At 45.9% G+C, this 13,977-nt stretch carries 9 protein-coding genes; 2 read left to right on the forward strand and 7 right to left on the reverse strand.

Translation table 11 applies throughout. The features are described 5' to 3' along the window. Positions 1 to 31 precede the first annotated feature (31 nt). Together AAKU61_RS05675 and AAKU61_RS05680 are read right to left on the reverse strand one after the other, a co-directional pair. Positions 32 to 844: a carbon-nitrogen hydrolase family protein gene (locus AAKU61_RS05675; protein WP_354330386.1), complete on the reverse strand. Its 813-nt coding sequence runs from the start codon at positions 842 to 844 to the stop codon at positions 32 to 34. A gap of 266 nt (positions 845 to 1,110) precedes the next feature. After that, positions 1,111 to 5,475, reverse strand: coding sequence for a YhdP family protein (locus AAKU61_RS05680; RefSeq protein WP_354330388.1), 4,365 nt, complete (start codon positions 5,473 to 5,475; stop codon positions 1,111 to 1,113). A gap of 445 nt (positions 5,476 to 5,920) precedes the next feature. On the opposite strand from AAKU61_RS05680, the gene glnE reads away from it, so the two are divergent. Next, positions 5,921 to 8,695 (forward strand): bifunctional [glutamate--ammonia ligase]-adenylyl-L-tyrosine phosphorylase/[glutamate--ammonia-ligase] adenylyltransferase, encoded by a 2,775-nt coding sequence (gene glnE / locus AAKU61_RS05685; protein ID WP_354330390.1) that lies wholly within the window; start codon positions 5,921 to 5,923, stop codon positions 8,693 to 8,695. 128 nt (positions 8,696 to 8,823) lie between these two features. Here glnE and pbpG read toward each other — a convergent pair whose 3' ends face one another. The 3 genes from pbpG to AAKU61_RS05700 all read right to left on the reverse strand — a co-directional run bounded on the left by pbpG (position 8,824) and on the right by AAKU61_RS05700 (position 11,379). Then, positions 8,824 to 9,828, reverse strand: coding sequence for a D-alanyl-D-alanine endopeptidase (pbpG, locus tag AAKU61_RS05690; RefSeq protein ID WP_354330391.1), 1,005 nt, complete (start codon positions 9,826 to 9,828; stop codon positions 8,824 to 8,826). A gap of 293 nt (positions 9,829 to 10,121) precedes the next feature. Then, on the reverse strand, positions 10,122 to 10,817 hold the full coding sequence (locus tag AAKU61_RS05695) for a nitroreductase (protein ID WP_354330392.1): 696 nt from the start codon (positions 10,815 to 10,817) through the stop codon (positions 10,122 to 10,124). Between the two features lie 130 nt (positions 10,818 to 10,947). Next, the gene (locus AAKU61_RS05700) at positions 10,948 to 11,379 is read right to left on the reverse strand and encodes an acyl-CoA thioesterase (protein ID WP_354330394.1); all 432 of its coding nucleotides are present in this window, start codon (positions 11,377 to 11,379) and stop codon (positions 10,948 to 10,950) included. Positions 11,380 to 11,818: 439 nt separating this feature from the next. Between AAKU61_RS05700 and AAKU61_RS05705 the strand changes: the two genes are divergently transcribed. Next, complete coding sequence (locus AAKU61_RS05705; RefSeq protein ID WP_322119513.1) at positions 11,819 to 12,385, forward strand: phasin family protein; 567 nt, start codon at positions 11,819 to 11,821, stop codon at positions 12,383 to 12,385. A 99-nt stretch (positions 12,386 to 12,484) separates the two neighbouring features. On the opposite strand, the gene AAKU61_RS05710 is transcribed toward AAKU61_RS05705, so the two are convergent. Next, positions 12,485 to 13,207, reverse strand: coding sequence for an ABC transporter ATP-binding protein (locus AAKU61_RS05710; RefSeq protein WP_354330396.1), 723 nt, complete (start codon positions 13,205 to 13,207; stop codon positions 12,485 to 12,487). After that, on the reverse strand, positions 13,207 to 13,977 hold the full coding sequence (locus AAKU61_RS05715) for an ABC transporter ATP-binding protein (protein WP_322119515.1): 771 nt from the start codon (positions 13,975 to 13,977) through the stop codon (positions 13,207 to 13,209). The genes AAKU61_RS05710 and AAKU61_RS05715 overlap by 1 nt, the downstream gene beginning before the upstream one ends.

Consider the following 13,977-nt stretch of genomic DNA (forward strand, 5'->3'; position numbering starts at 1 on the left):
GGACAAATTATCGGACAAGTTAGCAGAGAAATTAGCAGGCCAATTTTCTATGCTTTAAAGCAGGCAAGCTAGTCCTGACGGCGCTCAGATTGGCCCAATCTAACTCACCGCCAACCACACCTTCACCTTCCGCTAGTACATCCACAATCTTGCCCCAAGGGTCGATCAACATGCTGTGCCCCCAAGTACGGCGACCATTAACATGCTGCCCACCTTGCGCCGAGGCCAGCACATAACATTGGTTTTCTATGGCTCTGGCACGCAGCAGGATTTCCCAATGCGCTTGTCCTGTCGTGAAAGTGAAAGCTGCCGGGACCACAATCAAAGCACAATCTCCCAAGGATCGATACAGTTCTGGAAAGCGTAAATCGTAGCAAATCGATAAACCAACTTTGCCAAAACCAGCATCAAAACTCACCACATCATCGCCCGCCGTAATAGTGCGGGATTCTTCGTAGGACTCTGTGCCTTTGGTAAAACCAAATAAATGAATTTTGTCGTAACGGCTAACTAGCTCGCCTTGCGGGTTATATACCAAAGTCGTATTCAAGACTTTATCCAACTCTGTTGATACCAACGGCAAAGTACCACCGATAATCCAAACGCCCAGACTGCGTGCGCTATCCGCCAAAAATTGTTGAATCACACCCGGCTGCTCAGCGTTGCCAATATGCTCGGCAATCTTAAATTTATCCGCTTCATGTAATCCCATGATGGGCCAGTATTCCGGCATCAATATCAATCCGGCACCTGCATCGGCGGCCTGCTTTAGCAAGCGCTGCGCAGTCAGCAGATTCTCTTGTAAGACAGGCGTAGAGATCATTTGTATCGCGGCGATTTTCATTTATATCCTCTGAAAAAAAACAGCAGGCTCAGTTGGCAAAACCAAGCTACTGATTACGAGGGATTTTAATATACTCCCCATAATTTTTAACAAATATATCTTATTGTCCAATGATTACCTGGACGACTACAATATACCTGTATCCAGTATAGTTAATTACCTAGGTAGTGACCTTGCAATACTCAGTCAAAATCCTGATCAAACTAGAGCAAGCTTTACCGGCTCCAAAACTTCCGTCGCCAATCATCCAAGCAATGTTCTAACACCTATTTAACTAATATCGCCTCAGCTTTAGGTAAGGTATTTTGTGCTTCTTTATGATCCATCTTGGTGACTGTCGGTTCTTTCCAAGAGCCAGCCACCGCGTACTCGTACGTGAAGGCTCTCGCCAATGGTTCACGCAAAAATAGTTGTGCCAAAAATGTACCCAGACCAATCACAGGATTAACAGCCAAACCGTAGACGACTGAAGCAGTGCCCGCATTAATTTCGGGAATCACTGCCACGTGCAGATTTTGCGACTCCTTCACAAGATCGGCGGTGCCGTCCATCAATACGGTTGCGTTCACGCTACGCATTTTTAAGTTTTCTGTTCTTGCCGTGCCCTGCTGAATTTGGGCTGTTCCCAAAATTGAATCAAACGCAAACCCATCTGAAAAGACATCCCGAAAATCCAACGTCAAACGTCGCGGCAAGGATTGCAAGCTCAGCACGCCCAATAACTTAGCCGCACCTGGGTCTACTTTTAAAAACTGCCCTGCGGCCAATTCCAACTGTACTTGGCCCGTCATACTTGGTACATCCAGGGCAAACGGCAAACCGTTCCACGTTACATCGCCCTGCAATTTGCCACGACCGCCAAGTAACACATTGGCAAAACCTAATCGATCTAATAATTTGCCAGCATCGCTAATATCTAAAACGTAATTTAAATTAGTTAAGCCTTCGCCAGCACGACTACTCCATTTGCCAGACCCCTTTAACTCTGCATCCTCGTTCTTAAGCGATATCTTTTGCATGCGCCATTCGCGCCCGGTCGCTAACGGGAAATTATTAGCAATCAACTCAAGGCGACCCAATTTTTTATTAAACAACTCAAAATTATCCGCCACAATATCTAAACTTGGAATTTGGGTGCCGCTGCTTTTGCCTTCCAACAAATCAGTCACGTCTGAAGCTGCCGACTGTGGAATAGTCAACTTACTCAAGCGTGCCAGTACGTTGCCCAAGCCTTGCACATTTGCGGACTCGCTCCAGCTCAAATAACCCGAGGCTTGGCTGGAATCAATATTTGCCTGCCACAATCCCTTTTGGTGCGTAGCACCCAACACGACGTTATCCAGCTTTTTACCCATCACGTGAAGCTCGGCAGTACGCACTGCCAACACGCTCGGCTCTAAATAAGCAGACACATCAAAATCAGCTTGGGTATTTGTATTGCCAATAGCTCCGGCAACAATGTCGCCACTCTCGTTAGTGTTGACACCCTCTTTAGTAACGGCAAGGTTGGTGTTTGCATTAGCACCCAGGCTCATCAAACTACGCCATTCATCCACATGCAGAGATTTAAAATCGATATTTGCGTTCAGCCCGCTATCTGGCTCTGGCGCAGGAGCATTAACGCCAATCCCACCACGCAGAACTTGCCAATTGGCATTATTCTCAACAGACTTTTGGCGTTGGTATTTGATGGTAATAACATTCCCTAAATTTAGCTTCAGCTCATCGCGAATTAGATTCGCATCATTAGAAAGCTGCGGCAGCATTTCAAAACGTAATGCCATATTCTCGTTAGCAAGCTTGCGTAAAGGCGCCGGGAAATTCAGGGCTAGTCCTTGCAGGGACGATTCAATCAAAATTTCTGGCTGACGTTTTTTGACGGAGATACTGGTCGTGTAATGCGCAGAACCTTGTATCTTGTCGACCAAACGCTCTTTGGCTAAGGCCGGAAAGTTTTTACGTAAGCCGTCGGCAGTCGCAATACCATCTAGCTTGACGCGGATACTGCCGTCTTTTTGAGAGCCACCTGTGACCACCGCAGCTCCGCCTAATATTGTGCCTTTAAGCGTATTTAGCGCTACGCCTTTTTCATTAAATTCCAGCTTGCCATTGACACCACTGATCATGGGAATACTACTTTGCAGCAGCACGTCATTACCTGCAAACTGCAAGGCTCCCTGGACTTTGGAGTCGACCATATGACGCAAAGGTAGTTGCAATTTCAAGCCTAGTTGCGCCGTCGCGCTAGCCTTGCTGTCTTTAAGAAAATGTCCAAGCCAGCCGTCGACCGGACTGGCGTTCACATACTGCAACATGGTTTGCAAATTGCCATTGACTGTACCGTCAATATTCAAAATCCCATCATGCGACAACAGATCAGGAATTACCGCTTTCACTTTGCTTAAATCGGCACCATTGGTTTTTGCAGTCTCGCCACGGATTTCCATTTTGGCGCGGTCAAATATAAAGCTACCGTTAATACTATCAATCACTGGCCAGAGCGGATTCTTGCCGTCTTCCGACAAATGTCCGGGAGCGAAATCGAGTTTGCCGTTGACTATATTGCCTTTAACCCAAAATTCACCCTGATGATTTGGGCGCCCCTCATGTACAGCAAACGGGAAATGTGCCAGATCGCCTTTAACCCGCAAAGTCACATCATCTGCGCGACCATCCAGCAAGGCTCCGATCAGCCAGTGACGCAAATCCTCTGGCGCATTGGCCGGGATAAAGCGATCGATTTGCTTGAGGTCAAAGCCCGAGAGTTTGCCCATCAGATCGACTTCACTGGACTGCGTAGCCGTAGCGGATTGATTAGCTTGATTAGGTGAAGATAGATGGTTCTGGCGCATCGACATAATGTATTTTCCAGACAAAGAACCCGTCATCTGGTCTTGCTGAAACTCCATCTGATTCAACTGCACGGCTAATTTATCTTGCGCTAAAAATTGCCAGCTCGCTTGCATTTGCAGCTTTTTAAACGGCATCAAAGGATCGACAAAATACCCCGACATTTGCAATGCCAGGTCTTGCGAATCAATAGTAAAGTTGCCGCCTTTATCGCTGGCATCTAAAGTGCCGGACAAATTATCAAAACCAGGAATCGCAGGCACCGCAGCTTTGGCAGACGTATTACCGCTTTTGGCTTCTGCCAAACGCGCCGATTGCGGCTGCATGGACAGATTATTGAATTCACCAGTGACGCTGTAGGATGCAATGGCTGGATAACTACCCTGCCATTTCGCTCTAAAATTTTTGAGCTGTCCCTTGGGCGCAAAATCAATTAGCATGCGGCGCTGATCTGCTGGCAAAGGCAAATGTTCGGCGAAATTTGCTAAAGTTTGCAGATCTAATTGCTTAGCGTACAGCTCCACTTTTTCTGGCTGTCCGTTTTCACCGGGAGTAAAGTTTTCGGTAATACTGGTTGCTGGCAACAACTGTCCGTCCCGCGCCTTCATAGAAAAATTAATCAGCGCAATCTGATGTCCAGCCTGACCGAATAAACTAGGCAGATAGCGCACGCCTAAGGCCGCACGCTCACTCGCCACAATACGTCCACTGACTTGCTGCATATCCAGCACGGGCAAGTCTTTGCGAAAGGTTCCCAGGACATCGGTCAATTTAATATCTGCGGTCAAATCGGCAATCCGCCCATCGTCCCAACGCACCCAGGATCGGACTGAGCCAAAGGCTGTTTTAATATCCGCAGGCAAATCGATATACGCTTTCACGGTTGCCAAATCGGATTGGCTCACATCGGCATATAAGTCGCCAGTCCAGTTAGAGAAATCAGAAATTTTTCTGGTAAAAACCGGATGCTGAAAATCACCACGGATATCCAGGGGCGCTGCCAACGTTGCAGGCGGAACTGCCTTAAAAGCAAACTGGTGCCGCCGCCATTGGTTGGTCAAGATAAAATTAACGCCTGACAATTGCAACGCAGGGGCTTTGCGCTGCAAATCCGTCCAACTCACGCTGCCGTCACGGATCACAATTTCATGTTGCGCTAAGACCCAATCGAGGCCTTTACTTTTATCCGCATCCTCTTCCGAGGGTTTGGTATCGATCAAAAAACCTGCGACATAGAGCTTGCCGTCGGGCTGTTTTTCTATCGCCAGCGATGGGCGCATGACTTCTAATTTATCCAACCTTAACTCAGCGAAAATCACTGATGTCCACGACAGGCTGGCAGATACTTGCGGCAGCACAAGAGCCACTTTACCCTGCTGATCGTGGATGATGGTATTGCCTAGCTCTAACACAGGATTAAGCTTATTCCAGGATGCATGCAAGGTCGTAATGCGTAGATCACGGCCTATGGTCTTACTGGCAATTTGCTCGATGTCGCCCTTATAGCGATCAACGTTGGGCAGTACGCCATAGCGCAGCACCAAAAACAAAGCGCAAAACAAGAAATAACAAATGACAAGCAGTTTAAAAGTTACCCGCAACAGGGCAAATAAAGCCAGACCGCATGCCCAGCCAAAAGAATTACAGGAACGCAACAATACACCGAAGGGGGAAGATCGGAGCTGTTGGGTTGGCAACGGCGCAGGCACATCAGTAGGCTGACCGATAGCCTGATGCGGATCGCTTGCAGGAGAAGGTGGCAAAGGCGGCGTATTTTTCATTACTTATAAGACTTACGCACAATTATTCCGGCAAGGTAAATCGAAGAAAACCACAAAACCGAGTGGCGAAACACTATTGAGAGCACAGTAAAGAAAGTAATGGGCACCAATCTGCGCAAACGGTTTTGCGTAAGCTCTACATTACACCAACGCATTTTCCAGAAAATATCGCCCGGCAATGACAAAAACTGATCTGCCAACACGCTGCTCTTTACATCAAAAACCAATATACTCCCCCACTAATTATAGAAAAATGTCTTATTGTCCAGGTTTTATATGGACGATTAAATATACTTATAGAGAGTATATTTTATTTATGCGTATTTCTGTACGCTAGCTCACTTATACAGACGATCGAAATTATCCTGAAAAATCTGCCTTCAAAATCCTACCGGCGCCTGTCATTTGCCTTAAAATCATTTCTCTACTTCACCAATACAAGCATATGAACAAGCTTACGGCAAACAATCCCGATGTATTTTTAGCTGGCGGCTCAGATGGCAGTTCAAATCATTCATCGGACCAACTCCCACATTGTTTGTCGCGCTTTGTAAGCCGCTGGCTGCAAGCGGACAGCAGCCGCATCACCATATTGCAAGAGACAGCTAGATTATCGTTGAGCCCAGTGATTTTTGCTCAGATTTTACAAAAAGAAATACAAGCAGGCGCCAGCTTGCACAAAGCGATGCGCCGCTTACGTAATCTGGTGATTTCTAGCCTGATTATCCGTGACTTAGATGGACAAGCCAATCTGGATGAAGTCGTCACGACGACTAGCAGTTTTGCCGATTTTGTCGTGCAACAGCATTTGACTGCCTTGATGCAAGAAGCCGTTGCCCTCTACGGCACGCCGATTGGAGAAGAATCCGGTGAGCCGCAAGAATTAATCGTGCTCGGTATGGGCAAGCTGGGGGGCGACGAACTGAATGTATCTTCCGATATCGACTTGATTTTTTGTTATGCCGAGAACGGCGACACCAATGCCAGTGCCGAACAACGTGGCTTATCCAACCATGAATTTTTTAGCCGGCTTGGTAAAAAATTAATTGCAGCAATTTCTGAAGTCACCGAAGACGGTTTTAGCTTTAGAGTTGATATGGCCTTGCGCCCCAATGGCAACTCCGGTCCATTAGTCGCTAGTTTTGCGATGGTTGAAGAATATTTTATGGTGCAAGGCAGAGAATGGGAGCGTTACGCCTGGGTTAAAGCACGTGCGCTCACTGGCAAGCCTTTGGATATTCTGGCACTAGATAAAATTATTCGACCGTTTGTATATCGACGTTATCTTGACTATGGCGTGATCGATTCGCTGCGCTCTATGCATGCGCAAATCCGTGCCGAGGTCATACGACAGGAAACCCGTCATCCAGAACGTAGCAACAACGTTAAACTGGGGCGCGGCGGCATACGGGAGATCGAATTTTTAAGCCAGGTATTCCAGTTAATACGGGGCGGACGCGAAGCCAGCTTACGCGACCGCTCTACTCGCAACACGCTACGTACGCTTGCAGAGAAAAATATCTTGGAGTCTGCCGTCGTCGATCAATTGCTGACCTCGTACGATTTTTTGCGCAATCTGGAACATCGACTGCAATATCTGGATGACGCGCAAACACACACATTCCCAGCCAAGGAAGAAGATCAGCTGATCATTGCGCAAATGATGGGCTATGGTTCTACCCGCGAACTACTCAATGAACTAAGCCTGCACAGACAATTTGTTGCCGAACAATTTGATGCTATTTTCAAAGAGAAAAAATCGCTGAAAAAAACCGGTGATGATAGCGTGCTGGCAGCGACTTTATCTGGTGCAGATGGTGACGAAATGCTGGAAGTTTATCTCGTCTCATTACATTTCCATGATGTGCCAAGTGCAGTAAAAAGACTAATGAGTACGTGGCGAGCGCCACGACTGCAATCGCTATCCGACAATAATCGTAATAAATTAGTCGCCATCATCAATAGCGCCTTAGCACTGATTGCCAAACAAAGTAGCGGTCAGCTGGCAACACTAAATCGTCTATTAGATTTTATTGAAGCGATTGCCAAAAGATCTGCGTATCTCGCGCTGCTGACCGAGTATCCGTACGCATTAGAGCGCGTCGTCAGGATGATGGGCGCGAGCGATTGGGCGGCTAAATTTTTAACCCGCCACCCGATATTACTAGACAGTGTTCTGGACGAAACAGCCTTGCACCAAGACGTCGACTGGGACAATTTTAGTACCGAGCTACAACAACAATTAGACCAGCACCAAGGCGATACTGAGCGCCAGATGGAAACCCTGCGCGAAATGCATCACGCGCTACTATTCCGTTTGCTGGCACAAGATTTAGAGGGTAAAGCCAGCGTAGAACATTTGGCCGATGCCTTGTCGCAACTGGCGGATGTGATCGTGGCAGCGACGATACAAGCAGCCTGGCAAACGATTTCCACTCGCCACCAGGAGCAACCGCAATTTGCCGTCATCGCCTACGGTAAATTGGGTGGTAAAGAATTGAGTTATGCCTCTGATCTGGATGTCATTTTTTTATATGACGACGACGATCAAGACGCACCGGCCAATTACGCCAAACTGGCGCAGCGCTTTATTACCTGGATGACTTGCCACACACCTGCCGGGATTTTGTTTGATGTTGATATCGCCTTGAGACCAGATGGTGCTAGCGGTTTGTTGGTATCGTCGGTTGCCGCATTTGCTAAATATCAGGAAAAATCTGCATGGCTATGGGAACATCAGGCCTTAACGCGAGCACGGTTTTGTGCCGGTGATGAGCGTATCGCAACGCAATTTGATCAGATTCGGGAACAAGTTTTAAGACAAGTACGCGACCCGGACAAGCTCAAAGAAGAAGTGATCAAGATGCGCAAAAAAATGCGTGATGCACATCCCAATCGCTCTAATTTATTCGACCTGAAGCAAGATGCAGGCGGCATGATAGATATTGAATTTATCGTACAATTTTTAGTCTTGAAGCATGCCCAAACCTTCCCCCAATTAACCGCGAATATCGGCAACATCGCGCTGCTTAAACTATGTGGAGAATTAGGCTTAATCGATGCTACTCTGGCAGATCAAAACGCCAATGCTTATCGACTGCTACGCAAGCTTCAACACAACCAGCGCCTGCAAGGAGAAGAGCAAGCCCGTGTTGCACCAGAACAGATTGCAAAGGAAGTTGCCAGCACGCGCGCGCTTTGGCATAGCTTGCTGGAATAAAAGTGGAGTAAGGCGGGAAATAAAAAACGGCTGACAAGGATCATGCTATCCCTATCAACCGTTTTTTAACTGCTTGCAAAACCCGATTCGCCAAATTAGCCGAGTCAGATTTAATTTAGATTGAAAAATTAGGCTTGCGGTTTAATTGTTTCTAACCACTTGCGGATACGTCCCGCATCAGCCAACCGGGAATATTTACCTTTGGAGTCAAGAAATACCATCACAATCGCACGGCCCTCTATCATTGCCTGCATGACCAGACAACGACCCGCCTCGGAGATATAACCAGTCTTTTGTAAGCCGATTTCCCAGGTAGGATTTGCGACTAATTTATTCGAACTTGAATACTGTAAAGGACGTCCGCCCGGAGAAACAATATAGCTGGTGTCCGTTGAATATTGGCGAATTACTGGATGCTGGTAGGCCGCGTTAACCAAGCGCACCAAATCCTGAGCACTGGCGACATTGTGGCTAGATAAACCGGAAGAATCGACGTAATGCGTTTCGGTCATCCCTAATTCTTTTGCCTTGGCGTTCATCGCAGCGACAAATGCTGGCAAACCACCGACGTAGTTTCTACCCAAAGCAGAAGCGGCGCGGTTTTCAGAACTCATCAAAGCAATATGCAATAGATCGGCACGGGATAATTTGGAGCCAATTTTCAGACGCGAACTAGTCCCTTTTTCTTTGTCGAGATCATCGTTCGTGATTTCAATCTCTTCACTCATGTCTTGCTTGGCCTCGACCACCACCAAACTCGTCATCAATTTGGTGATCGATGCAATCGGCAACGAAACATTCGAGTTTTTTTCAAACAGGACTTTGGAGCTGGCTTGGTCTACAACGAAGGCAACATTGGATTGCAAAGCCAAAGGATCTTGTGTGTGCTTGAGGCCTGCGATATCACCCATTGTTGCTTTTTCAGCGACAACGGCTAGGACCGGGACGCGTTGTGTGACCACACGCTTCTTGCCATTAACGATAATCGTGTGTGTCACAAATTTGCTTGCAGCAAGTTTTGTGACTACTTTTTTGTGCACGTGCTTCTTGTGGTGCACAACTTCGGCAAATACGGCTGATGCAGGTAGCATCGCAACGCAAAGAATAAGTGCCTTACGAGCAAATTTAAGCATCAATCGCTCCCAAATATAAATGTAGAAAATTTGATGCAGTGTAGCAAAATTGTGAAAATTCGCAAGAGAATTAAAGACTTATGCGCATTACTTGAACAAAAGTCTAGTGTCACGGATTAGTCATAATCAATTTTTCCCGACGTGGATCGGATAGTTTAAGCAATTGATAATTATCTCAAGCCGAAGCGATCTACAAAATTACCCCGGCAGGCGTAGCAACAAAGACAGCATCTTAGTCGAAGTGGGAGCTGCAACGCTACCGGGACGGTGGCAATGATGGCTTTAGCTAAGTTCTAATCTAAAAACTTAACGAAATCATCAACTGCATCACGTTCTGTGATCAAGGTATTTTCTATCTTGCTGTGATCTGCGTAGCCAAGCGACATGCCGCAAACCAGCATTTCGTTTTCTGGCAAGTTTAATACCTCTTGAATAATTTTATGATACTGAGTGAAGGCCGCCTGAGGGCAAGTATCAAGACCGCGCCCCCGTGCCGCCAGCATAATATTTTGCAAGAACATTCCATAATCTAGCCAGGAACCTTGCTCCATAACGCGATCAATCGTAAAAATCAAACCGACCGGGGCATCAAAAAATCCGTAATTGCGCCCGTGCTGCGCGTGGATGCCAGATTTATTTTCTCGACCGAGACCAAGTAAGGCGTATAAATCCCAACCGACCTTACGACGGCGCTCCTGATAAGGCGTGATCCACTTGACTGGGTAGTAGTTATATTCTTGTTTGTGCTCTTGAGCCTTCTCTACATCATTGTGTGCTGCGAGTATGCTGGCTGACAACAATCGCAATTTATCCCCGGTTAAGACATACACTTTCCAAGGCTGAGTGTTACTGCCAGAAGGCGCACGGGCAGATACCGTTAAAATTTTTCGCAGCTCTTCCTGATCAACTGGCGTAGGTAAGAAAGACCGGATTGAACGTCGGGAAACAATAGCTTCATCAACATATTGTTGGCTTGGGGAATTAATCATTATTACTCCGTGTATAGTTTTTAGGACTTATCAGAAATTGTCTCAGCAAAGCGTGGCGACGAAGGCCGTACATACAAGTACGACCAGGCGACGCGACACAGCTAAGGTTGTTTTGCGAGGGCTCTGCATTTTAAATTGCTATTGTTTTTAACAAATCCCTTACACGGTCTGGGATAACCACTGGCCTGCGGGTAATCCGGTCAACATAAACATGAACAAAATGACCTTGTGCTGAGGCAGTGTCTTCATCGTTTTTAAAAATGCCTACCTCGTAACGGACACTAGAATTACCAATTTTAGTGACGCTGACACCGGCGCTGACCACATCCGGAAAAGCTACTGAATCCAGGTAATTGCACTGAGTTTCAATTACTAATCCGATGAATGGACTTTTCTCGATATCAAGCACGCTGTTGACAATCAGAAATTGGTTTACGACGGTATCAAACCAACTGTAATACACCACATTATTTACATGTCCATAAGCATCATTATCCATCCAGCGGGTGCTGATGACATGAAAATGTTTAAATGCACTTCTCTGTTTTGCCTCTATTGCCATTTTGTCGCGCTCCACATGTGTGACTCATATTTAAGACTTACACAAAACTGCCCCAAAGCGTTACAGCACCTAGTCTTACTAAAGTACTACCCTCTTCGCTACGCCCTGCCGGGACAATTTTGCGTAAGTCCCAATCTTAATGAAATACCATTTCCTGTAAAAATAATACATGAAGCTGCGGGATGATTTCATCCCCTGGTCACAATTAGCTTCGATAATCGCCACAGATTAGAAAGAATTTGCCAACAATCGTTTATCTGCTATTTCTAATCGTGCCATTATTTTCAATAAAGACAATTTTGTTGCAATGCACAATTTTCTTGACTTCGCTCAATTAATCAATAAAATGCTCCATATTGCATTGCACAATATTAGCCATAAGTAGTTTCAAAAATGCAACCCCTGTCATCAAATTGAACGATCCTTTTAGGAGAAATCTATGTTTTCTGCACCAGAACAATTTTCCGCTGCCACTAAAGCAAATTTCGATGCTCAACTTGCCATGATGACTGCGCTAACGACTAAAGCATTTGAAAGCGTAGAAAAATTTGTAGAACTAAATTTGACCGTTGTTAAAACCTCCATGGAAGAATCTACAGCAAATGCCAAGCAATTAATGGCAGCTAAAGACCCACAAGAATTCTTTACATTATCAGCTGCCCACGCACAACCGAATACAGAAAAAGCTTTGGCATATGGTCGTCATTTATCAACAATCGTTTCCAGCACACAAGCAGAATTTACGAAGGCAGCAGAATCGCAAATTGCAGAAACAAATCGCAAAGTCGTAGCGTTATTTGAAGAAGTCTCAAAAAATGCACCTGCTGGCACAGAAGGCATGGTGACTTTCGTTAAAACTGCCATCACTAATGCCAACGCTGGTTACGACCAACTAAGCAAAACGACCAAACAAGCTGTCGAAGCGATAGAAACAAATATGACAACGGCAGTAGCGCAAATCACCAAAGCAACAGAAAAAGCAACGCCTAAAGCAACCAAGAAATAAGTTTTAATTTGAATTTGAAAATTCAAATTAAATAAACACAAAAAAGCCCCGAGTGAAATCGGGGCTTTTTTGTGTTTATCGCTTTGTCATTCGAGTAATTTACTCACCCAAATAAGCCGCCTGAACTTTAGGATCATTCAGCATATCTTTAGCATTACCAGACATAGTAATAGCCCCCGAATCCATGACGTAACCTCGATGCGCCGCTTGCAGTGCCAGCTTCGCATTTTGCTCTACCAATAAAATAGTTACCCCTTGAGCGGAAACATTTCTGACTACTTCAAAAATCTTTTCCACCATGATTGGGGACAAACCCATAGAAGGCTCATCAAGCAACAGTAAATCTGGATGACTCATCAAAGCACGTGCCATCGCCAACATTTGTTGCTCGCCACCAGACAAAGTACCTGCCAATTGCGCCGCACGTTCTTTCAAACGAGGGAAAACCGCAAACCACTTTTCTATGTCTGCATTAATTCCCGCTTTGTCATTGCGAATAAATGCACCCATCATCAGGTTTTCTAAAATGCTCATACGCGTAAAAACACCACGTCCCTCAGGTACCATAGCTAAATGGTTATTCACCAGTTCAAATGAAGTTACCCCTTTAATAGATTTGCCGTTATAGAGAATTTCGCCCTCTACTTTAGCGCTTGGTAGCGTACCGGTAATTGCTTTAAGCGTCGTTGTTTTACCGGCGCCGTTAGCACCAATCAAAGTAATTAACTCACCTTTGTTCACTTCAAGATCAATACCTTTGACCGCTTTGATACCGCCGTAAGCAACCTTGAGGTTGCTGATTTTCAATACGTTATCAACCATTAGTGAGAACCTCCCAAATACGCTTCAATCACTGCAGGATTTTTTTGTATGTCTGCAGGTACACCCTCGGCTATCGGTTTGCCGTAGTCCAGAACCGTAATACGGTCACACAAACCCATCATTAATTTGACATCATGTTCAATCAGCAAAATAGTTTTACCCTCTGCTTTGATTTTTACCAGTAATTCACGTAACGCTAACTTCTCGGTGGCGTTCATACCGGCAGCAGGCTCATCAAGCGCCAATAATTTTGGATCAGTCGCCAATGCGCGGGCAATTTCTAAACGACGCTGATCGCCGTAAGACAGAAATTTAGAAGTCCGGCTAGCAAACTGACCAATACCAACGAAGTCGAGCAGCTCCTGCGCACGAAGGCGGATTTCTGCCTCTTCTTTTACCGCCGCAGGGAAACGAAACACCGCACCAAAAACACCCTGATGAGTTCTGATATGGCGTCCAACCATGACATTTTCTAAAGCGGTCATTTCACCAAACAAGCGGATATTTTGGAAAGTCCGCGCAATACCCGCCTTGGCAACCTCATGCGGGGCAGATGGTGAATAAGGCTTGCCATCCAATTCAAATACACCAGAATCAGGCTGGTATAAACCAGTAATCACATTAAAAAAGGTGGTTTTACCCGCGCCATTAGGACCAATCAGGCCATAAATTTGGCCTTGCTTGATATTGATGCCGACATTCGATAAAGCCTGCAAACCACCGAAGCGTTTGTTTGCACCTTCAATTTTTAAAATAGTTTTTTCAGTCAT

Source organism: Undibacterium sp. GrIS 1.2 (genome assembly GCF_040544435.1).
Taxonomy (GTDB): Bacteria; Pseudomonadota; Gammaproteobacteria; order Burkholderiales; family Burkholderiaceae_D; genus Undibacterium.